The sequence below is a fragment of the Frigoribacterium sp. VKM Ac-2530 genome, assembly GCF_015350835.1.
GTDB lineage: Bacteria > Actinomycetota > Actinomycetes > Actinomycetales > Microbacteriaceae > Frigoribacterium.
The window spans coordinates 210,110-231,127 of sequence record NZ_JADKSE010000001.1 but is presented as its reverse complement, the minus strand read 5'-3'; the positions used below and the strand labels follow the sequence as shown (position 1 = coordinate 231,127).

Here is a 21,018-nt window from a genome sequence, read left to right as displayed (position 1 = left end):
CTTCAGGCGGGGACGACCAGGGCGGTCGACCCCTCGATGGCGGTGACGACGACCGGCGCGCCGGTGTCGAGGACGATCCCGGCCGACGCCGGGGGAGAGGGGAGGAGGCGGGCGGTCCACGTCTCGCCGTTCGCGAGCTTGACCTGGCCGCCGTCGACGCCGATCGGCACGACGACCGTGCCGCGGATGCCCATCAGGGCCGCGAGGTTGCTGGGCGTCGGGTCGCCGCCCTTGCCGAGCGCCCGGAGCAGGGGAGGCCGGACGGTGAAGAGCAGCAGGACGGCGATCAGCCCGGCGACGATGACCTGCAGCCACCACGGCGCCCCGAAGAGGCCGGCCAGCAGGCCGCCCGCGCTGCCGATCGCCAGCATGAGGAACGTGAGCTCGAGGGTCGTGACCTCGACCACGACGAAGACGAGGAGCAGCCCGATCCAGATCAGCCACGCCCACTGGGTGACGACGTCCACGTCGGCCTCCTTCGTCTCGCGTGCGGTCGACCCACTGCGTGGTCGATGCACCGTGTCGTCGACGGTATCAGGGGCGACCGACAGCCGGACGAGGACCGATAGTCTCGAGGCGGTCCGTCGCGACCCGCCGCACGCCCCCACGACAGTCTGGAGCCCACCGTGTCCAACCCCCTCGCCGCAGGATCCCTCACCGGCAAGCGCGCCCTCGTCACGGGCTCGTCCCGGGGCATCGGCGCCGACACGGTCGGCTACCTCGCCGAGGCCGGCGCCCGCGTGGTCGTCAACTTCCGCAACAAGGAGAAGCGCGCGCTCCAGCTCGTCGGCAAGATCGAGGCCGCAGGCGGCGAGGCGATCGCCGTCGGCGCCGACCTCACCGACGCCGAGAGCCTGGACGCCATGTTCGCGCAGGTGCGCGACGCGTTCGGCGGCCTCGACGTGCTCGTCATGAACGCGTCGGGCGGCATGGAGACCGGCATGGCCGAGGACTACGCGCTCAAGCTGAACCGCGACGCCCAGGTCGCCCTGCTCACGGCGGCCCTGCCGCTGATGGCGCCCGGCTCGCGCGTCGTGTTCGTCACGAGCCACCAGGCGCACTTCATCCGCACGACCGAGACGATGCCCGAGTACCTGCCCGTCGCCCTCAGCAAGCGCGCGGGGGAGGACGCCCTGCGCGAGATGCTGCCGCAGCTCGAGGCCGCCGGCGTCGAGTTCGTCGTCGTGTCGGGCGACATGATCGAGGGCACGATCACCGCGACGCTGCTCGAGCGCTCGAACCCGGGCGCGATCTCGTCGCGCAAGGAGAGCGCCGGCAAGCTGTACAACGTCGCCGAGTTCGCCGCCGAGGTCGCCTCCGCTGCGGTCGACCCGATCCCGGCCGACCACACGCGCTACGTGGGCGACACGAGCGACTTCGCCCCGCTGGTCTGAGACGGGGCACCTCGTGACCGAGCGCGTCGTCCGACCGACCTCCCGCCTCCTCGTCCTCGACGAGGACGACCGCCTGCTGCTGATGCGGACGAAGGCGCCCGACACGAGCGGGCACTCCCGCTGGATCACGCCCGGCGGGGGAGTCGACCCCGGTGAGGACCACCCGCAGGCCGCGGTGCGGGAGCTGCTCGAGGAGACCGGTCAGGTCGTCGCCGACGTCGGGCCCGTCGTGCGGGTCGACGACTTCGAGGTCCCGTGGGACGACGCCGACCACACGCACGGCCACGCCGAGTTCTTCGTCGTGCGGCTGCCGCACTTCGAGGTCGTCGACTCGGGCTGGACCGACGACGAGCGCGTCGACATCCTCGAGTCGCGCTGGTGGACGCTCGACGAGCTCGACGCGACCGCCGAGCCGGTCGAGCCGGCCGACCTGACGACGTTGCTGCGCGACGTGCTCTCCCGAGGCTGAGGAGCACCCCTCTCGGTCCCTCAGTTAGGCGCTGATAATGCACATTATGTCAGCTCGCCTGTCCGGACCACTCCTCGCCCCTACCCACGCCTCACGCCTCACGCGTCCGCGTGATCGGCATCCGCATCGGCACGGACGGTCCAGCCGGACCAGCGACCGTCGGGCAGCTGCGCCAGCTGGTCCTCCCACCGGCGCCGCTCGCGTCGACGCACGCCCAGCGACGGCGCCGTCCCCGACCAGTCCCTGCGCCAGCGGGTCAGGGCCCAGCGAGCACGTCCGGACCGTCCAGGGCCGAGGCTCTCGGCCACGCCCCCGCCGGCCAGGCCCAGGACGACCTCCTCCAGAGACTCCGCGATCTCCTCCCAGGGCTCGTCGCAGACCTCGCAGCCGCAGAACCACAGGTCGAACTGGCTGAAGAAGCCGGCGAAGACCGAGAGGACTCCCGGCTCGGTCCCGAAGACGACCCACACCGTGACCTCGCCGGGGCGCCCGGACGCGATCCGCACGATGCGCGAGACGTCGTGCCCGAGCGAGTGCGCGTGCCCCGACGGCAGCGCCACCGGGGCGTCGACGTGCACGTCGTACTCGCGGTCGACGTGCTCGATGAGGGCCTGGGCGACGGAGTGCACGGGGCGGTAGCGCTCCTCGCGCAACCGGTCCGCCTCGTCGCCCACCACGTCCGCGCCGTCGAGGTCGCTCGACTCGGCGAAGACGGGACGGAGGTACTCGTGCACGCCCGAAGGATACCGATCCGACGACGGGTCGCCCGGCCGCAGCGGCGCGGTCCCCGTCGCCGATCCGTACCCCCTCCTCCCTGCCGCCCGACAGCCTCCCGGTGTTCAGTCGTCCCATGCCCGACGACGAGACCCCCGACGACGCCCACCTCCGACCCGACGGCGTCGACGACGCGACGATCGCCGCGCTCGGGAAGCTGTCCGAGGCGCTCGAGGTCGTCGAGCACGCCCGCGGCCTGCTCTACGGCTTCCACCGACTCACCGGCAAGGCCGACCTGGCGCTCGGGGAGGCGGTCGACCTGCTCCGCGAGGCCGGCCACGACGAGCACGCCGACTCCCTGGAGCGCGACCTGGTCGGACGCAACGTCGTCGAGGGCCGCTGGACGTTCCAGATCGTCGAGGACTACGACGACACCTACTGGTCGGAGTTCCGGCGCAGCGAGAAGACCGTGCGCGACGCCCTCGCGGGCGGCAGACGGCACGTCTTCGAGTCCGAGATGAAGGAGGAGCGGCGCAGCCCCGGCCGGCGACACCACGAGGCACGCCCCGCCGAGCAGCACGGCTCCCCCGGCGACGACTCGCGCTGACTCCCCCCAGGCCTCCTGAGAACTGCCTCCGGCGGGCCGAGGCCGGACGGGCCACCTGGCAGGATGGCGAGATGACCCCGCCTCCCGTCGACCGCCCTCGCATCGAGGCGGCGGTCACCGAGATCCTCGCGGCCATCGGCGAGGACGGCACTCGTGAGGGCCTCCTGTCGACGCCCCGACGCGTCGCCGAGGCGTACGCCGAGTTCTTCGCCGGCCTCGAGGTCGACGCCGCCGAGCTCGTGCGCTCGTCGGCCGTCGCCTCCGACCCCGAGAAGCTCGGCGAGCTGGTGGTGGTCCGCGGCATCGCGCTCCGGTCCGTCTGCGAGCACCACCTCCTGCCCTTCGTGGGCCAGGCGCACGTGGCCTACGTGCCGGGCGACCGCATCGTCGGCCTCGGCACCGTGCCCCGCGTGGTCGACGCCCTGGCCTCGCGGCCCCAGCTGCAGGAGCGCCTCGGCGAGGAGATCGCCGACGCCTTCGTCGAGGGCCTCTCCCCCGCCGGCGTCCTCGTCGTCCTCGACGCCGTGCACGGCTGCGTCACGACGCGCGGCCCGCGGCAGGTCGGCAGCTCGACGGTCACCGTCGCGAGCCGGGGCGCCCTCGCCGAGCCCGCCGCTCGTGCCGAGGCGATCGCGCTGATCACGGCGGGCGACGACCGTGCCTGAGGCCTCGCTCCCTGTCTTCATCGCTCCCCCGCTGCGCCTCCCGGTGCGCACGATCGGACGCCGCACCTTCGACTTCTCCCGTCAGGTGGCCGTGATGGCCGTCGTCAACCGCACCCCCGACTCCTTCTTCGACCAGGGCCGCACCTTCGCGCTCGACGCGGCCGTGCAGGCGGCCGTCGACGCGGCCGAGGCCGGGGCCGACTGGGTCGACATCGGGGGCGTCCCCTTCGCGCCGGGCCCCGAGCTGTCGGCTGCCGATGAGCTCGACCGGGTGCTGCCGGTCGTGCAGGCCCTCGCCGCCGTGTCCGACGTCGTGATCTCGGTCGACACGTTCCGGCCAGAGGTCGCCGCCGCGGTGATCGAGGCCGGGGCCGGGGTCGTCAACGACACGACCGGGCTGCACGACCCGCGCCTCGCCGACGTCGTGGCCGACAGCGGCGCGACACTGGTCGTCACGCACAGCCTCGCCGCCCCGCGGCGACCGCACCCGCGGCCGCACTACGACGACGTCGTCGTCGAGGTGGCCGACCTGCTCGCGCGCCGAGTCGACGTCGCCCTCGCCCACGGTGTCCGGGAGGACCAGATCATCGTCGACCCCGGCCACGACCTCAACAAGACGACCGTCCACACCCTCGAGCTGACCCGCCGTCTCGGCGAGGTGGCCGGGCTCGGGCACCCCGTGCTCGCGGCCGTCTCGAACAAGGACTTCGTGGGCGAGTCCCTCGACCGCGCCAAGCCCGACCGCCTCGCCGGCTCGTTGGCGGCCGCCGTCGCCAGCGTGTTCCTCGGCGCCCGCATCGTGCGGATGCACGACGCCCGCGCGGCCGTCGACGCCGCCCGCATGGTCGAGGCGATCCTCGGCTGGCGACGACCCGTGCACGCCGTGCACAACGCCTCGTGACCGGCCCGCGCGTCGTCCGCGTGGTCCCCGGCGGCCACGAGGAGGCGCCCCTCACCGACGCGGACCTGCTGGCGACGCTCTCCCCCCGCGACCGCAGCCGCCCGTGCCTCCGCGTCAACTTCGTGACGACCCTCGACGGCGCCTCGACCTCGGACGGCGTCTCCGGCTCGCTCGGCGGGCCGGCCGACGGCCGGGTCTTCGACCTCCTGAGGCGCGTCACCGACGTCGTCGTCGTCGGCGCCGGAACCGTCCGCGACGAGGGCTACGGCGCGATGCGGCTGAGCGACGACGCGGCGACCTGGCGCGAGCAGGCCGGCCTCGCTCCGCAGCCCGTCTTCGCCCTCGTCTCGGGGTCGCTCCGGCTCGACCCCGAGTCGACCGTCTTCACGGAGGCGCCGGTGCGGCCGCTCGTCCTGACCACCGACCGGGCCGACCCCGGAGCACGTCGGGCGCTCGAGCGCGTCGCCGACGTCGTGGCCTGCGGCGAGGAGCGGGTCGACCCGCACCTCCTGCGCGACGCCCTGGTCGAGCGCGGACTGCCCCAGATGCACTGCGAGGGCGGCCCTCGCCTCTTCGGCGACCTGGTGCGGGCCGACGCCGTCGACGAGCTGTTCCTCACCCTCGCGCCGATGCTCGAGGGCGGCCACGGCCTGCGCGTCAGCCAGGGTGCCGAGGGCGACGACTCGAGCCCGCTGCGGCGCATGCGGCTGGCCCACGTGCTGCAGGACGGCGACGAGCTGCTCACCTGGTACGTGCGCGACCGGGAGCAGACCGCCTGACCCGAGGAGGGGAGCGGCACCGAGATCGGCCCCGCTCCCCCGCCCGAGGTGCGTCGTGCCTCCTCGCGTCAGCCCTGCGGGGCCTCCACGCCTTCGCCGAACCCGCCCTCGATCAGCTCGACGAGGTCGTCGACCGCCTGCTGCGCGTCCGGTCCGGTGGCCATGAGCGACACGGTCGACCCGATGCCGAGCCCCAGGCCCATGATGCGGAGCAGGCTCTTGGCATCGACGCCGTTCACCGTGACGTCGGCCTGGAACCGGGAGGCGTGGGTCACCAGCTCGGCAGCCGGACGGGCGTGCAGGCCCGACGCGTTCACGAGCACGGCGGAGCGCTCGACCGCGTCGCCGCCGCGCAGCTCCCGCTCGTCGGCGTGGGGGTCCGCGACGCCCGTCGCGCTGCGGGCCGCCTCGGCGACCTGGGCCAGCGAACCGCCGGTCTCGGCCGCGACGGCCGCGGCCACCGCGCCCTCCACGATCGGCGCGTCCACGATGACGACGCGCTCGCGATCCGCGTCGTCGAGGAAGTCGACGGCCGTCTCCGAGGTGAGCACCGCGGAGCCGAGGTCGCAGAGCACGACGACTCCCCCGCCGCCGTCGGCGGTGCCGAGCGCGGCGGAGACGGCGTCGAAGCTCGTGCCGATGCCGCCCTCGTCGGTGCCGCCCGCGGCGACGAGGGTCGTGGTGGGCGCCATCTGACGGGCGAGCTCCACCGTGCCCTCGGCGATCTTGGAGCTGTGCGAGACGACGACGATGCCGACGGAGGCCATGGTCACGCCTCCCCGGAGGTCGTCGTCGCGGCAGCCGCGACGTCGTCGGCGGCGTCCGCGGCGGCGGCCAGGATCAGCGCGGACGACTGCGCGCCCGGGTCCCGGTGGCCGACCGCGCGTTCGCCGAGGTAGCTCGCTCGTCCCTTGCGGGCGACGAGCGGCTCGGTCGACTCGGCGCCGGCCGCCGCGGCGTCGGCCGCCGCGCGCAGCACGGCGGCGGGCTCGCTGCCTCCGTCGGCGGCCGCCCTGGCCGCGTCCGTCGCGGGGGTCCAGGCGTCGACCATGGTCTTGTCGCCGACCTCGGCCTTGCCGCGGAGCACGGCGCCGTCCCGGGCCGCGGCCACGAAGGCCGCGACGCCGGCGGAGTCGATCTCGGTCGCGTCGCCGAGAGCACCCGCGCCCTTGAGGAAGGCGGTGCCGAGCAGGGGCCCGGAGGCGCCTCCCACGGTCGAGATGAGGGTCGTCGCGACCATCTTGAGCAGAGCGCCGGGCGTGGCGTCGTCCGGCTGCGACGCGAGCTTCGCGCGCACGGCCGAGAAGCCCCGCTCGAGGTTCTCGCCGTGGTCGCCGTCGCCGATCTCGCGGTCGAGCTCGACGAGCGCCGTCCGGTTCTCGCTGACGGTGTCGGCCGCGCGCTCGACGAAGCGGCGGGCCCAGGTGGAGTCCAGTGTCATGTCGTCCTTCTCTCGGGTGTCTGGTCTGCTCGGGTGTCCGGTGGCGGACGGCTGGTCAGCGGCCGCGCCGCAGGGCCGCGGTCTCGACGGGCGCGTCCCACAGCTCGGTCAGCTCGTCGTCCAGCCTCGTCACGGTGATCGACATGCCCTGCATCTCGAGCGACGTGACGTAGTTGCCGACGAGGGTCCGCGTGACCTCCACGCCCTTCTCTGCCAGCACCTCCGCGGCGCGGCGGAACGCGACGTACAGCTCGACGAGCGGCGTCCCGCCCATCCCGTTGACGAACAGCAGGACGCGATCGCCGGAGGCGGTGCCCAGGTCGTCGAGGACCGCGTCCAGCAGGCGGTCGACGATCCGGTCCACCGGCTCGAGCGGCACGCGCTCGCGACCGGGCTCGCCGTGGATGCCGATGCCGATCTCGACCTCGTCGTCGGCCAGCGTGAAGCTCGGCTCGCCCGCGTGCGGGACGACGCCGGCGGCGAGGGCGACGCCCATCGTCCTGGTCGCGGCGTTCGTCCGCCGGGCCACCTCGGCCACCTGCTCGAGCGAGTCGCCGCGCTCGGCCGCGGCACCTGCCGTCTTCTCGACGACGACCGTGCCGGCGACGCCGCGACGCCCGGCCGTGTAGAGGGAGTCCTTGACGGCGACGTCGTCGTCGACGAGCACCGACGCCACGGTGATGCCCTCGGCCTCGGCCAGGTCGGCCGCGGTCTCGAAGTTGAGGACGTCGCCGGTGTAGTTCTTGACGATGTAGAGGACGCCCGCTCCCCCGTCGACGGCCTGCGTGGCGGCGACGATCGGGTCGGGCGTGGGCGAGGTGAAGACGGGGCCCGGCACGGCGGCGCTGAGCATGCCGTGGCCGACGAAGCCGGCGTGCAGGGGCTCGTGGCCGCTGCCGCCGCCGCTGACGATCGCGACCTTGCCCGCCACGGGAGCGTCGGCGCGGCGCACGAACGTGGGGTCGTGCGAGACGACCAACAGGTCGGGGTGAGCGGCGCCGATGCCGGCCACCGCCTCCTCGACGACGTCCTTCGGATCGTTGATGAGCTTCTTCATCGAAGTCCCTCCCTGGAACGGGCGCGGTGCACGGGCGGCACCGTCGCGCCTCGAAGCTACTCCGGGCAGGGCCCGTGCAGGCAGGGCGCGCGACGCCTCCCGTGCACATATGTGCATCCGTGGTGATTCGGGTGGCGGACGGGGCCGCACGCGGGTCTATGGTGATGCCACACGCTCACCGCGGAGGTGCACAGTGGCACCCCGCCCGACGACTAAGGAAGGTCGACGTGGACCTGGGAACGATTTTTCTCTCTGAGCTGGTGGGCACCGCCATGCTCCTCACCCTCGGTGGCGGCGTGGTCGCCAACGTGGCGCTCACGAAGTCGAAGGGCTTCAACGGCGGCACCCTGATGGTGAACTTCGGCTGGGGCCTCGCGGTATTCGCCGGCATCTCGGTGTCGTACTCCTCCGGCGCCCACCTCAACCCCGCCGTCAGCATCGCGCAGCTGATCCTCGGCAACATCGACTTCCCGCAGTTCCTCGTCTACGTCGCGGCGCAGATGATCGGTGCGATCCTCGGTGCGGTCATCGTGTGGCTGGCCTACAAGAACCACTTCGACGAGGAGCCCGACCCGGCCTCCAAGCTCGGCGTCTTCTCGACCGGCCCGGCCATCCGCAACTATGGCTGGAACCTGGTCACCGAGATCATCGGCACCTTCGTCCTGGTCTTCGTCATCATCGCGTTCACCAACGGCAGTGCGGCCCCGGCGAACCTGGGCGCCCTCGGCGGCCTCGCCGTCGGCCTCCTCGTCGTCGGCATCGGCGCCTCCCTCGGCGGCCCGACCGGCTACGCCATCAACCCTGCCCGTGACCTCGGTCCCCGCATCGCGCACGCCCTGCTGCCCATCAAGGGCAAGGGCTCGAGCGACTGGTCCTACGCCTGGGTGCCCGTCGTGGGCCCCCTGGTCGGCGGTGCGCTCGCGGCGCTCCTGTCGTACCCGCTCCTCCCCCTCATCAACGGCTAGCAGGCCGGCCACACCCGTTCCACGACTGCACCGCGGGGACACCCGGGACACGCTCCGGCCACGGCCGGGGCGTGTCTCCCCTGCCCGGTGCACACCATCAACGACGAAGGAGAACCACCCGTGAGCGACGACTACATCCTGGCGATCGACCAGGGCACCACCAGCACCCGCGCCATCATCTTCGACCACTCCGGCTCGATCGTCTCGACCGGCCAGAAGGAGCACGAGCAGATCTTCCCGCGCGCCGGCTGGGTCGAGCACGACCCCGCCGAGATCTGGGAGAACACCCGTGAGGTCATCGGCCAGGCCCTCTCCCGCGCCGACATCACGCGCCACAACATCAAGGCCGTCGGCATCACCAACCAGCGCGAGACCGCCGTGGTCTGGGACAAGACCACCGGCAAGGCCGTCTACAACGCCATCGTCTGGCAGGACACCCGCACCCAGTCGATCGTCGACCGCCTCGCGGCCGACGGCGGCGTCGAGCGCTTCAAGCCCGTCGTGGGCCTGCCGCTCGCCACCTACTTCTCGGGCACGAAGGTCGTCTGGATCCTCGAGAACGTCGAGGGCGCCCGCGAGAAGGCGGAGGCCGGCGACCTGCTCTTCGGCACGACCGACACCTGGGTCCTCTGGAACCTCACCGGCGGCACCGACGGCGGCGTGCACGTCACCGACGTCACCAACGCCTCGCGCACCCTCTTCATGGACCTCGAGACGCTCGAGTGGCGCGACGACATCCTCGAGGCCTTCGACGTGCCCCGCTCGATGCTCCCCGAGATCAAGAGCTCGTCCGAGGTCTACGGCACGGTCGAGGCCTCCAGCCTCCTCCGCGAGGTCCCGATCGCCGGCATCCTCGGCGACCAGCAGGCCGCCACCTTCGGCCAGGCCGCGTTCGACCAGGGCGAGTCGAAGAACACGTACGGCACCGGCAACTTCCTGATCTTCAACACGGGCGAGGAGATCGTCCACTCGAAGAACGGCCTCCTCACGACGCTGGGCTACAAGCTCGGCGACGCGGCGCCGCACTACGCGCTCGAGGGCTCGATCGCCGTCACCGGCTCGCTGATCCAGTGGCTGCGCGACAACCTCGGCATCATCGGCTCCGCGCCCGAGGTCGAGGAGCTCGCCAAGAGCGTCGAGGACAACGGCGGGGTCTACTTCGTGCCCGCGTTCTCCGGCCTGTTCGCGCCCTACTGGCGCTCGGACGCCCGGGGCGCCCTGGTCGGCCTGACGCGCTACGTCAACAAGGGCCACATCGCTCGCGCCGCCCTCGAGGCGACGGCCTTCCAGACCCGCGAGGTGCTCGACGCGGTCAACGCCGACTCGGGCGTCGACCTGACCGAGCTCAAGGTCGACGGCGGCATGACCGGCAACGACGCGCTGATGCAGTTCCAGGCCGACATCCTGAACGTGCCCGTGGTGCGTCCGGTCGTCGCCGAGACCACCGCGCTGGGCGCCGCCTACGCGGCGGGCCTCGCGGTCGGCTTCTGGGAGACGCTCGACGACCTGCGCTCGAACTGGCAGGAGGACAAGCGCTGGACGCCGAACATCGAGGCCGACGAGCGCGACCGCACCCTCCGCCTCTGGAAGAAGGCCGTCACGAAGACCTTCGACTGGGTCGACGAGGACGTCAACTGACGCCAGCCTCCCCTGAGGTGACAAGAAGAGGGCCCGTTCCGCCAGGAACGGGCCCTCCGTCGTTCCCCGGAGGATCACCGCCTCGTGTCTCACCCGGCGAGACGCAGGAGGCGGTCGGCACGACTCAGCGCCGGGTGGCGGCCACCCAGTCGGCCAGCTTGCGGGAGGCGGCGCCCGAGTCGATCGCCTCGGCGGCGACCAGCAGCTGCTCGCGGAACCGGGCGAGGATCGGCCGGTCGCGCTGGCTCGGGTCCTGGGCGAGGCGGTACGAGACGAGCCCGGCCGCGGCGTTGAGCAGGACGATGTCGCGGACGGGTCCGGTCTCGCCGTCGAGGACACGACGGGCCACCCCGGCGTTGTGCTCGGCGTCGCCGCCCACCAGGTCGGCGATGGCCGCGCGCGGGATGCCCAGTTCGAGGGGGTCGAGGTCGTGCTCGGTCACCGAGCCGGCCGACACCTCCCAGATGTGGCTGTGGCCCGTGGTCGTCAGCTCGTCGAGGCCGTCGTCGCCGCGGAACACCAGGGCGGTCGCGCCTCGGGTCTGGAAGACGCCGACGATGAGCGCCACCTTCTCGGGCGACGCGACGCCGACCGCGCTGGCCTCCGGCCGTGCCGGGTTGACGAGCGGGCCGAGGAAGTTGAACACCGTGGGCACGCCGATCTCGCGCCGGACGGCGGCGGCGTGGCCGAACCCGGGGTGGAACGCCGCCGCGAAGGCGAAGGTGAGCCCCACCTCGCCGAGCACCTCGGCGACGCGGTCGGCACCGAGCCCCAGGTCGATGCCGAGGGCAGCCAACACGTCCGAGGACCCGGACGACGAGCTGGCGGCGCGGTTGCCGTGCTTGATGACGGGGACGCCGGTCGACGCGACGACGACGGACGCCATCGTCGACACGTTCACGGTGCCGAAGCGGTCGCCTCCCGTGCCCACGATGTCGACGGCCATGGAGTCGACGGGCAGCGGCACCGCGTGGGCCAGCACGGCGTCGCGGAAGCCGACGATCTCGTCGACGGTCTCGCCCTTGGCACGGAGGGCCACGAGGAACGCGCCGAGCTGGGCCGGGGTCGCCTCCCCCACCATGACGCGCTCCATCGCCCAGGTCGCCTCGCTGATCGAGAGGTCGTGCCCGGAGAGCAGCTGGTCGATGAGGAAGGGCCAGGTCAGGTCGTGGATCATGCCGCCAAGGCTATCGGCGCACAGGGTGGCCCATCACATAGCTCGTCGTCAACGCAAAATCCACCACCCGGGGTTTCCTGCGCAAACCCTGGGCCGGTTACCAGGCATAATGGTCCTCGTGACAAGTACCTCTCTCTCGAGACCTTCTGCAGGACCGGTCGTGAACCGGCCGAGCACGGTTGCCGTGGGCACCATCGTGTGGCTCGGCAGCGAGGTCATGTTCTTCGCCGGCCTCTTCGCGATCTACTTCACGCTGCGCAGCACCTCACCGGGGCTGTGGGCTGCCGAGACCGCCAAGCTCGACGTGCCGTTCGCCCTGACGAACACGATCATGCTCGTGCTCTCGTCGGTCACCTGCCAGTTCGGCGTCTTCGCCGCCGAGCGCATGCAGGCACGACGCACCGGCAAGCTCTTCCAGGTCGGCTCCTGGGGCATGGTCGAGTGGTTCTTCCTCACCTACTCCATGGGCGCCGCGTTCATCTGCCTCCAGGTCTTCGAGTACGCGCACCTCATCTCCGAGCACGTCACGCTCAGCTCGAGCGCCTACGGCTCGGCCTTCTACATGACGACCGGCTTCCACGGGGCCCACGTCATCGGCGGGCTCATCGCGTTCCTGCTCACGATCGGCCGCGCCTTCGCCGTCAAGAACTTCGGTCACAAGGAGGCGACGACCGCCATCGTCGTCTCGTACTACTGGCACTTCGTCGACGTGGTGTGGATCGGCCTCTTCATGGTCGTCTACGTCCTCAAATAGGCATTGGATCCCTCGCACAGCATGTTCCTCAAAAGCTCAGCAGCCTCGTCCTCTCCCGAGGGCCGCACGCCCAAGCGCCGCCCGGCCAAGACCGGTCGCCGCAGCCCCCTGGCCACGGCCTCGCTCCTCCTGGTCGGCCTGCTGACCACCGGCGGTGCCTACGCCCTCTTCTCGTCGACGGCCACGGCCGACGAGAGCACCACCTCCGCCGCCTCGCAGCAGAGCATCGACGAGGGCCAGAAGCTCTTCGCCTCCAACTGCGCCACCTGCCACGGCCTCGCCGCCGACGGCACGGGCGAGGGCCCCAGCCTCATCGGCGTCGGCGCCGCCTCGGTCGACTTCCAGGTCGGCACGGGCCGCATGCCCATGGCGGCCAACGGCCCCCAGGCAGAAGAGAAGCCCACGCAGTTCACCGACGACCAGGTCTACGACCTCGCCGCCTACGTCGCGTCGCTGGCCCCCGGCCCCGCGATCCCCGACGAGGAGTACCTGCAGGCCGACGGCGACACCAGCAACGGCGCCGAGCTGTTCCGCATCAACTGCGCCATGTGCCACAACGTCGCCGGTGCAGGAGGCGCCCTCACCGAGGGCAAGTACGCCCCCGCTCTCGACGGCGTCAGCGGCGCGCACATCTACGAGGCCATGCTCACCGGCCCGCAGAACATGCCCGTCTTCAACGACCTCAACCTGTCCCCCCAGGACAAGGCCGACGTCATCACCTACCTCAAGTACCTGGAGAACAACCCGTCGCCCGGCGGGTTCGAGCTCGGGAGCCTCGGCCCCGTCGCCGAGGGCCTCTTCATCTGGATCTTCGGCCTCGGCGCGATCGTCGCCGTGACCATCTGGCTCACCGCCCGGTCCAACTGACCCGCGGCTCTCCCGCACTCCACGAAAGGCAAGAAACCATGGCACAGCACGACGACGAGACCCCCACCGCGGGCTCGGCTGTCGAGAAGCATGAGCCTCGACAGGTGTCGGCCGGAACGGCCGTCGTCACGACGGACGTCTTCGAGAACCCGGGTGAGCCGCCCCACCGCGACCGCGTCACGGACATCGACCCCAAGGCCGAGAAGAAGGCCGAGCGACAGGTCAGCATCTGGTTCTTCCTCTCGATCGTCGGCAGCATCGGCGCCATCGGCGCCTACGTCGGGTTCCCGATCACGTCCGGCGACTCGGGCTCCGTCCGCCTGAACAACCTCTTCCTCGGCCTCGGCATCGCTCTCGGCCTGCTCTCCGTGGGCATCGGCGCCGTCCACTGGTCGAAGACGCTGATGCCGGCGCGTGAGATCACGGAGATGCGCCACAGCACCCGCGGCACCGACGAGACCCGCGAGAAGGCCGTCGAGGTCTTCTCCCTGGGCAACCAGGAGTCGGGCTTCGGACGACGTGCCCTCATCCGCAACAGCATGATCGGCGCCCTCGTCGCCACTCCCCTGCCGGCCGTCGTGCTGTTCCGCGACCTGGCCCCCGCAGAGGACCCGAACGCGGTGCTCCGTCACACCCTCTGGGAAGACGGCATGCACCTCACCCGCGACCCTGACGGATCGCGCATCAGAGCGTCCGACGTGACCCTGGGCTCGGTGTTCCACGTGATCCCCGAGAACCTGAACGAGTCGGAGCACCTCCTCGAGGAGAAGGCGAAGGCAGCCGTGCTGCTCATGCGCCTGAAGCCCGAGGACCTCAACATCCCTGAAGGCCGCGAGGGATGGCAGTACGACGGCATCGTCGCGTACTCCAAGATCTGCACGCACGTCGGGTGCCCCGTGGCACTCTACGAGCAGCAGACACACCACCTGCTCTGCCCCTGCCACCAGTCGACCTTCGACGTGACGAACAACTGCGAAGTGATCTTCGGACCGGCCAAGCGGCCCCTCCCGCAGCTGCCCATCGCCGTGGACTCCGACGGGTACCTCGTCGCGCAGAGCGACTTCCACGAACCTGTGGGCCCTAGCTTCTGGGAGCGCGAAAAGTGATCACGACCACACCGGCACCGAGCACCGAGACGGCCCCGTCGTCCGAGGGCTCGAACACCACCACGACGGCACCGGCGTTCGCGCCGACCAAGACCAACAAGATCTTCGGCGCGGCGGCGAACTACGTCGACGAGCGCACCAGCATGTCGGGCCTCGTCCGCGAGGTGGGTCGCAAGATCTTCCCCGACCACTGGTCGTTCATGCTCGGCGAGGTGGCGCTGTACTCGTTCGTCGTGATCCTGCTCTCGGGCACGTTCCTGACGTTCTTCTTCCAGCCGTCCATGGCCGAGGTCAACTACAACGGCTCGTACGTGCCGCTCAAGGGCCTCAACATGTCGGCCGCGATGGCGTCGACGCTCGACATCTCGTTCGACATCCGCGGCGGTCTGCTCTTCCGCCAGATCCACCACTGGGCCGCTCTCCTCTTCGTCGCGGCGATCATGCTGCACATGCTGCGGGTCTACTTCACGGGTGCGTTCCGCAAGCCCCGTGAGATCAACTGGGTCGTCGGCTTCACCCTCTGGATCCTCGCCATGGCCGAGGGCTTCACCGGCTACTCGCTCCCTGACGACCTGCTCTCCGGCAACGGCGCGCGGATCATCGACGGCATGGTCAAGGGCATCCCCGTCATCGGCGTCTGGATCTCGTACCTGCTGTTCGGCGGCGAGTTCCCGGGCACCGACATGGTGGCTCGCTTCTACTCGCTGCACATCATGTTGCTGCCGGCTCTCCTGATCGCCCTCCTCGGCGTCCACCTGCTGCTGCTGATCATCAACAAGCACACGCAGTGGGCTGGCCCCGGCAAGACCAACGAGAACGTCGTCGGCGTCCCCGTCATGCCGGTCTTCGCCGCCAAGGCCGGCGGGTTCTTCTTCATCGTCTTCGGCGTCCTGGTGCTGATCGCGTCGCTCTTCACGATCAACCCGATCTGGAACTACGGCCCCTACGACCCGTCGCCGGTGTCCGCGGGAACGCAGCCTGACTGGTACATCGGCTTCGCCGACGGTGCTCTGCGCCTCGTCCCGCCGGGCTGGGAGTTCCTCTTCTTCGGCTACACGGTGTCGATGAACATCCTGGCGCCCATCGCGCTGCTGACGCTGTTCATCCTCGCGGTCCTCCTCTACCCGTTCCTCGAGGCGTGGGTGACGGGCGACAAGCGCGAGCACCACATCCTCGACCGCCCTCGCAACGCCCCGACCCGGACGGCGATCGGCGCAGCCGGAATCGTCCTCTATGCAGCACTGTGGGCGGCGGCCAGCTCGGACATCATGGCGACGCACTTCAGGCTCTCCCTGAACTTCGTCATCCACTCGGTCCAGGCCGTCCTGATCATCGGGCCCTTCCTGGCCTTCTGGATCACCAAGCGCGTCTGCCTCGCACTGATGAAGAAGGACCGCGAGATCGCGCTCCACGGCTACGAGTCGGGCCGCATCGTGCGCCTCCCCGGCGGCGAGTACGTCGAGGTCCACGAGCAGCTCGACGAGTACGAGCGCTGGCGTCTGCTCAACTTCAACGAGTACGAGCCGCTGATGATCCGTCCGAACGCGAACGGACAGATCACTCCCCTGCAGCGGGTCCGCGCATCGGTGTCGACGTTCTTCTTCGAGGACCGCATCGCTCCGGTGAAGCGCTCCGAGATCGAGGCCTCGCACCACGACGAGCACTGATCCACCTGCACCACCCGAGGGCCCGACCGCACCAGCGGTCGGGCCCTCGGCCGTTCGCCCTGCTTCCCCGCTCCCCCCGTCCCCGCACCTCCGCCCCCGTCTGCTCGAGGGGCGCCTCACCGGCCCCGGCCAGGCACGGCTGCGGCGGGTCCCGATAGCTGTCGGCGGGTTCCCGTAGCGCTCGGCGGGTCCGCGCGAGCCCGCCCGCGACGACAGCAACCCGCCCCGCCCTCTCCCCCGTCTGAAGGTCCACGCACTCGCCAGCGGTCGCACCTCCCCAAGGGCAGCACGCCCCTTGTCATCCAGGGGTTCCGGTCCCCCGTGGGCGGGCTCGGGGGCGCCTCGGCGAGTTCCCGTAGCCCCCGACGGGTTCGCGTAGCCCCGGCGGGTTCCCGTAGCCCCCGGCGGGTCAGCGTTGACCCGCCGGCAGTGACGCCAACCAGCCGACTCCCCTCGAGGCATTGCGACGGACTCGGGCGTTCCGAGGCACAGGAACAGCATCCGCAGGCGTGAACGAACGCCTCGGCGGCCTCCCGTCAATAGCGCGGCGGGCTCCCGTAGGCCCCGGCGGGCCCGCCCTGACCCGCCGTCAGCGGCAAGGACCCGCCCGAGCGTCGCGCCCCCGATAGAGCAGGGCCAGGCACTCGCTAACGCGTGTGGCGACCCCGCTGACACGCGTCCCTGCTCCGGGTGGGTTCCCGTGGTCTTGGGTGGGTTCCCGTGGTCTTGGGCGGGTTCCCACTAGCGGCGGTGGGCTCCCGTAGGTCGCGGGGGTCGGCGGCGGCTCACCGGCGCCGATAGCGGGCCGCCGACTCCGGTCGTACACGGCGAGTGGACGTGCGGCGAGCCGGTACACGGTGAATCCCGCGATCTGGGGGGAAAGGGACAATTGAGTGGGGGCCCCGGGGCGCCTCGTCCCATTCGCGTCAGCGGGCTCGAGTGCCGGCCGTGCGGGACCGGCTGGAACATCGGCCGACTGCACTAGGCCGGCCTAGGGCTACGACGACAGATGCCGCCCACCCGTGAGGGTGAGCGGCATCCGCGTGGACGGTAGCGTCAGTGAGCGAAGTTGCCCCGGTAGTACTCGTAGACCCAGCCGACGAGGGCGACGGCCACGAGGGCGCCACCGATGTAGATGATCCACATGCCGACCGCCAGGGCCAGGAAGATCAGGCCGCAGGCGAAGGCGAGCACGATGGGCCACCACGACCAGGGGCTGAAATGCCCGAGCTCGGGGTCGCCGTCGTCGATGTTGGCGTCGGGACGGTCCTCGGCGAGCTCGCCGCCCTGGGCCGCGTGCGAGCGCCCCATGTAGAAGGCGAGGAACACGCCCAGCGCGCCGGCGAGGCCGATGCCCATGGTGCCGGCCCACTCGACACGTCCGACGTCGATGAGGCTCCAGATGACGTACACGGCATCCATGAAGAAGAAGAAGATCGCGAGGATCCAGAACAGGGTCGCGTTGGTTCTCATCGGACTACTTCACCTCGTTGCTGGATGCGTCGTACGTGGGGGCCTCGGGTGCGTCCTTGACCGGACCGATGCCGACGGGGATGCCTGCCTCGGGGTGGTTGAGGTCGAACGCCGGCGACTCGGAGCGGATGCGCGGGATCGACGTGAAGTTGTGACGGGGCGGCGGGCACGACGTGGCCCACTCGAGCGAGCGGGAGTAGCCCCAGGGGTCGTTGACCTCGACCTTGGGCGCCCGACGCGCGGTGATGTACACGTTGTACAGGAACGGCAGGATCGAGACGCCGAGCAGCATGGCGCCGATCGTCGACAGCTGGTTCATCCACGTGAAGTGGTCCTCGGCCTGGTACGTGGCGTAGCGACGGGGCATGCCCATGACGCCGAGCCAGTGCTGGATGAGGAACGTCGTGTGGAAGCCGATGAACAGCATCCAGAAGTGGATCTTGCCGAGACGCTCGTTGAGCATCTTGCCCGTCCACTTCGGCCACCAGAAGTAGAAGCCGGAGAACATCGCGAAGACGACCGTGCCGAACACCACGTAGTGGAAGTGCGCCACGACGAAGTACGTGTCGGAGACGTGGAAGTCGAGCGGGGGCGACGCCAGGATGACGCCGGTGAGTCCGCCGAAGGTGAACGTCACCAGGAAGCCGATCGCCCAGAGCATCGGGGTCTCGAACGTGACCGAGCCGCGCCACATCGTGCCGATCCAATTGAAGATCTTCACGCCGGTGGGCACCGCGATGAGCATCGTCATCAGGGAGAAGAACGGCAGGAGGACGGAGCCGGTGACGTACATGTGGTGCGCCCACACGGTGACGGACAGCGCCGCGATCGAGATCGTCGCGTACACCAGCGTCTTGTAGCCGAAGATCGGCTTGCGGCTGAACACCGGGAAGACCTCGGAGACGATGCCGAAGAACGGCAGCGCGATGATGTACACCTCAGGGTGGCCGAAGAACCAGAAGAGGTGCTGCCACAGGATGGCGCCTCCGTTGGCGGGGTTGAAGACCTGCGCGTCGAACACCCGGTCGAACCCGAGCCCGAACAGGGCGGCGGCCAGGACGGGGAACGCCATGATCACGAGGATCGAGGTGATCAGCGTGTTCCAGGTGAAGATCGGCATGCGCCACATCGTCATGCCGGGGGCACGCATCGTCACGATGGTGGTGATGAAGTTGACCGAGCCGAGGATGGTGCTGAAGCCGGTCATGCCGAGCCCGAAGACCCACAAGTTGCCGCCGAGCCCTGGTGAGAACGTCGTGTCCGACAGCGGCGCGTAGGCGAACCAGCCGAAGGAGGCGGCGCCCTGGGGGGTGAGGAAGCCGGCGACCGCGATGAGCGAGCCGAAGAGGTACAGCCAGAAGGCGAAGCCGTTCAGCCGCGGGAAGGCGACGTCCGGCGCACCGATCTGCAGGGGCATGAGCGCGTTGGCGAAGCCCGAGAACAGCGGCGTCGCGAACATGAGCAGCATGATCGTGCCGTGCATGGTGAAGAGCTGGTTGTACTGCTCTTTCGTCTGCACGATCTCGAGCCCGGGGGCGAAGAGCTGCGCGCGGATCAGCAGCGCCATGACGCCGCCGAGGCAGAAGAAGAGGAACGACGCGATCAGGTACATGTACCCGATGGTCTTGTGGTCGGTCGACGTCAGCCAGGTGACGACGACGTTGCCCTTGCGCCCCACCTTGGAGGCGCCGAAGTTCTGACCTGAGGACGTACCGCCCGTGGAGGGGCGGGTGGCGGTGGCTGTCATCGAACCCGTGCCTTTACTTCTCGTCCGAACCGGCGGCGACGGGCGCCTCGTTGTTCGGCTGGTTGGTGTTGGTGTTGTACTGGTCGCCGAGGAGGCCGGTGTTGCCCTCGTCGGCGAGCGTGCTGAGGTAGTCCTCGTACTCGCCCTCGGAGACGACCTTGACGTTGAAGAGCATCAGGGAGTGGTACTCGCCGCAGAGCTCGGCGCACTTGCCCGTGAACGTGCCTTCTTTCTCGGGCGTGAAGTACATGTAGTTGGTCTTGCCGGGGATCGTGTCCTTCTTGTAGAGGAAGTCGACGATCCAGAACGAGTGGGCGACGTCGCGCGACTTGAGGTCGATCTGCACGGTCTTGCCCACGGGCAGGTACAGCACGGGGAGCTGGTCCTGGTCGACCTCGCCGCTCGGCAGCTCCTGGGCCTGGATGCCCTGGTAGTAGACGCTGTCGTCTTCCTGCTGCTGGTCGATGTAGTTGAAGTCCCAGGCCCAGCGCTTGGCGTAGACGTCGATCTTCACGTCGGGGCTAGCGGTCGGCTCCTCGATGGCGGCCTGGTCGCGAGCGGTGAAGGCGAAGAAGCCCAGCACGAGGATGAGCGGCACGACCGTGTAGAAGATCTCGATCGGCATGTTGTAGCGGAGCTGCACGGGGAGGCCGGTCTGGCCCTTGCGGCGCCGGTAGGCGATGCAGGTCCAGATGATGAGGCCCCAGACGATGAGCCCGACGATCAGCAGGACGATCCACGACGTGACCCACAGGCCGATGATGCTGTCGACGTGGTTGGTGGTGCCCGCGGTGGTGGGGAGCCAGCCCTGGAGCTGCTCGGGCGTACATCCCGCGAGGACGAGGGCCATGACGGCGGCCACGGGGATGGCGGCCCAACGAAGACGGCGGTTAGAACGCACTGTTACCTCTCGGATGACACGACAGCTTGGGGTCTTCCCAGTCTAGGACGGGACTTCCCTAGCCTACTCGCAGGTTGACCGGGCCTCTGCACGCGGCCCCGCCGAGTCGTTCGAGCACGAGCCACCTGGACGCACGAGAGGGACCGCCTCTCGGCGGTCCCTCTCGTGTGGTGACCGGTCAGGGGCGCCCGGGAGGCGCCTCCTGCGTCAGTGGAAGCTGTCGCCGCAGGCGCAGCTGCCCTGGGCGTTCGGGTTGTCGATGGTGAAGCCCTGCTTCTGGATGGTGTCCTCGAAGTCGATGGCAGCGCCGTCGAGGTACGGGACGCTCATCTTGTCGACGACGACCTCGACGCCGTCGAAGTCGACCGTGGCGTCGTTCTCGAGGAGGCGCTCGTCGAAGTAGAGCTGGTAGATGAGGCCGGAGCAGCCACCGGGCTGGACGGCCACGCGGAGGCGGAGGTCGTCACGCCCCTCCTGCGTCAGGAGGCTCTTCACCTTGTCGGCGGCGGTCGCGGTGATCGTGACGCCGTGGGCGGTCGTCGTGTCGCCGGCGGCCGTCTCGACGGCGGGGGTCGCGGTGTCGGTCATGGAGCCTCCTCGGGTCGGTGCGCAGGGGCACTCGTCGTTGACCAGTGTAAGCAGCCCGTACCCGGATTTGTTCCCGGTGACCAGGGCCGGCGGGGCCGACGGCGCACG

Annotated in this window: 22 protein-coding genes; 12 read left to right on the top strand and 10 right to left on the bottom strand. The window is 70.3% G+C overall.

Features of this window, described 5'->3' with window-relative positions; all coding sequences use genetic code 11:
- Positions 1–2: 2 nt before the first annotated feature.
- On the bottom strand, positions 3–467 hold the full coding sequence (locus ITJ48_RS01035) for an NfeD family protein (protein ID WP_197980631.1): 465 nt from the start codon (positions 465–467) through the stop codon (positions 3–5).
- Between the two features lie 159 nt (positions 468–626).
- Here ITJ48_RS01035 and ITJ48_RS01030 point away from each other — a divergent pair, with 159 nt between their 5' ends.
- Both ITJ48_RS01030 and ITJ48_RS01025 read left to right on the top strand, forming a co-directional pair.
- The gene (locus tag ITJ48_RS01030; RefSeq protein WP_194612078.1) at positions 627–1,394 is read left to right on the top strand and encodes an SDR family oxidoreductase; all 768 of its coding nucleotides are present in this window, start codon (positions 627–629) and stop codon (positions 1,392–1,394) included.
- Between the two features lie 13 nt (positions 1,395–1,407).
- Positions 1,408–1,863: an NUDIX hydrolase gene (locus ITJ48_RS01025; RefSeq protein WP_370544717.1), complete on the top strand. Its 456-nt coding sequence runs from the start codon at positions 1,408–1,410 to the stop codon at positions 1,861–1,863.
- Between the two features lie 98 nt (positions 1,864–1,961).
- On the opposite strand, the gene ITJ48_RS01020 is transcribed toward ITJ48_RS01025, so the two are convergent.
- Complete coding sequence (locus ITJ48_RS01020) at positions 1,962–2,597, bottom strand: DUF6226 family protein (RefSeq protein ID WP_194612077.1); 636 nt, start codon at positions 2,595–2,597, stop codon at positions 1,962–1,964.
- A gap of 116 nt (positions 2,598–2,713) precedes the next feature.
- Here ITJ48_RS01020 and ITJ48_RS01015 point away from each other — a divergent pair, with 116 nt between their 5' ends.
- From ITJ48_RS01015 to ITJ48_RS01000, 4 genes are all read left to right on the top strand, one after another.
- Positions 2,714–3,184 (top strand): hypothetical protein, encoded by a 471-nt coding sequence (locus ITJ48_RS01015; RefSeq protein ID WP_194612076.1) that lies wholly within the window; start codon positions 2,714–2,716, stop codon positions 3,182–3,184.
- Between the two features lie 71 nt (positions 3,185–3,255).
- Positions 3,256–3,849, top strand: a complete 594-nt coding sequence (folE, locus tag ITJ48_RS01010; RefSeq protein ID WP_194612075.1) for a GTP cyclohydrolase I FolE — start codon at positions 3,256–3,258, stop codon at positions 3,847–3,849.
- Positions 3,842–4,750 (top strand): dihydropteroate synthase, encoded by a 909-nt coding sequence (gene folP, locus ITJ48_RS01005; protein WP_370544716.1) that lies wholly within the window; start codon positions 3,842–3,844, stop codon positions 4,748–4,750. Before folE ends, folP begins: the two co-directional genes overlap by 8 nt.
- The gene (locus ITJ48_RS01000) at positions 4,747–5,529 is read left to right on the top strand and encodes a pyrimidine reductase family protein (protein WP_370544715.1); all 783 of its coding nucleotides are present in this window, start codon (positions 4,747–4,749) and stop codon (positions 5,527–5,529) included. The genes folP and ITJ48_RS01000 overlap by 4 nt, the downstream gene beginning before the upstream one ends.
- 68 nt (positions 5,530–5,597) lie before the next feature.
- Here the strand turns inward: ITJ48_RS01000 and dhaM are convergent, their stop codons facing one another.
- Genes dhaM through dhaK form a run of 3 tightly spaced genes read right to left on the bottom strand, consistent with a single transcriptional unit; the run spans position 5,598 to position 8,027 of the window.
- The gene (gene dhaM, locus ITJ48_RS00995) at positions 5,598–6,296 is read right to left on the bottom strand and encodes a dihydroxyacetone kinase phosphoryl donor subunit DhaM (RefSeq protein ID WP_194612074.1); all 699 of its coding nucleotides are present in this window, start codon (positions 6,294–6,296) and stop codon (positions 5,598–5,600) included.
- A 2-nt stretch (positions 6,297–6,298) separates the two neighbouring features.
- Positions 6,299–6,970, bottom strand: coding sequence for a dihydroxyacetone kinase subunit DhaL (gene dhaL, locus ITJ48_RS00990; protein WP_194612073.1), 672 nt, complete (start codon positions 6,968–6,970; stop codon positions 6,299–6,301).
- 55 nt (positions 6,971–7,025) lie between these two features.
- Complete coding sequence (gene dhaK / locus ITJ48_RS00985; protein ID WP_194612072.1) at positions 7,026–8,027, bottom strand: dihydroxyacetone kinase subunit DhaK; 1,002 nt, start codon at positions 8,025–8,027, stop codon at positions 7,026–7,028.
- A gap of 272 nt (positions 8,028–8,299) precedes the next feature.
- Here dhaK and ITJ48_RS00980 point away from each other — a divergent pair, with 272 nt between their 5' ends.
- On the top strand, positions 8,300–8,992 hold the full coding sequence (locus ITJ48_RS00980; protein ID WP_244644872.1) for an MIP/aquaporin family protein: 693 nt from the start codon (positions 8,300–8,302) through the stop codon (positions 8,990–8,992).
- 120 nt (positions 8,993–9,112) lie between these two features.
- A complete protein-coding gene (gene glpK, locus ITJ48_RS00975) occupies positions 9,113–10,630 on the top strand; it encodes a glycerol kinase GlpK (RefSeq protein ID WP_123545611.1) in 1,518 nt (505 codons plus the stop codon).
- Positions 10,631–10,754: 124 nt separating this feature from the next.
- Here the strand turns inward: glpK and trpD are convergent, their stop codons facing one another.
- Positions 10,755–11,807, bottom strand: a complete 1,053-nt coding sequence (gene trpD / locus ITJ48_RS00970) for an anthranilate phosphoribosyltransferase (RefSeq protein ID WP_133737451.1) — start codon at positions 11,805–11,807, stop codon at positions 10,755–10,757.
- Between the two features lie 109 nt (positions 11,808–11,916).
- On the opposite strand from trpD, the gene ITJ48_RS00965 reads away from it, so the two are divergent.
- The 4 genes from ITJ48_RS00965 to ITJ48_RS00950 are packed head-to-tail and all read left to right on the top strand — an operon-like array spanning position 11,917 to position 16,201.
- Positions 11,917–12,561: a heme-copper oxidase subunit III gene (locus tag ITJ48_RS00965; protein WP_123545607.1), complete on the top strand. Its 645-nt coding sequence runs from the start codon at positions 11,917–11,919 to the stop codon at positions 12,559–12,561.
- A gap of 21 nt (positions 12,562–12,582) precedes the next feature.
- Complete coding sequence (locus ITJ48_RS00960) at positions 12,583–13,428, top strand: c-type cytochrome (RefSeq protein ID WP_194612071.1); 846 nt, start codon at positions 12,583–12,585, stop codon at positions 13,426–13,428.
- A gap of 38 nt (positions 13,429–13,466) precedes the next feature.
- Positions 13,467–14,534 carry a ubiquinol-cytochrome c reductase iron-sulfur subunit gene (locus ITJ48_RS00955; protein WP_194612070.1) on the top strand — a complete coding sequence of 356 codons (1,068 nt, stop codon included), beginning with the start codon at positions 13,467–13,469 and terminating at the stop codon, positions 14,532–14,534.
- Positions 14,531–16,201 (top strand): cytochrome bc complex cytochrome b subunit, encoded by a 1,671-nt coding sequence (locus tag ITJ48_RS00950; RefSeq protein WP_370544714.1) that lies wholly within the window; start codon positions 14,531–14,533, stop codon positions 16,199–16,201. The genes ITJ48_RS00955 and ITJ48_RS00950 overlap by 4 nt, the downstream gene beginning before the upstream one ends.
- A gap of 1,056 nt (positions 16,202–17,257) precedes the next feature.
- On the opposite strand, the gene ITJ48_RS00945 is transcribed toward ITJ48_RS00950, so the two are convergent.
- From ITJ48_RS00945 to erpA, 4 genes are all read right to left on the bottom strand, one after another.
- Positions 17,258–17,674: a cytochrome c oxidase subunit 4 gene (locus ITJ48_RS00945; protein ID WP_194612069.1), complete on the bottom strand. Its 417-nt coding sequence runs from the start codon at positions 17,672–17,674 to the stop codon at positions 17,258–17,260.
- A gap of 4 nt (positions 17,675–17,678) precedes the next feature.
- Positions 17,679–19,421: a cytochrome c oxidase subunit I gene (gene ctaD / locus ITJ48_RS00940; RefSeq protein WP_123545600.1), complete on the bottom strand. Its 1,743-nt coding sequence runs from the start codon at positions 19,419–19,421 to the stop codon at positions 17,679–17,681.
- A 13-nt stretch (positions 19,422–19,434) separates the two neighbouring features.
- Positions 19,435–20,271 (bottom strand): cytochrome c oxidase subunit II, encoded by an 837-nt coding sequence (gene coxB, locus ITJ48_RS00935; protein WP_194612068.1) that lies wholly within the window; start codon positions 20,269–20,271, stop codon positions 19,435–19,437.
- 258 nt (positions 20,272–20,529) lie between these two features.
- On the bottom strand, positions 20,530–20,910 hold the full coding sequence (gene erpA / locus ITJ48_RS00930) for an iron-sulfur cluster insertion protein ErpA (RefSeq protein ID WP_123545598.1): 381 nt from the start codon (positions 20,908–20,910) through the stop codon (positions 20,530–20,532).
- Positions 20,911–21,018 lie beyond the last annotated feature (108 nt).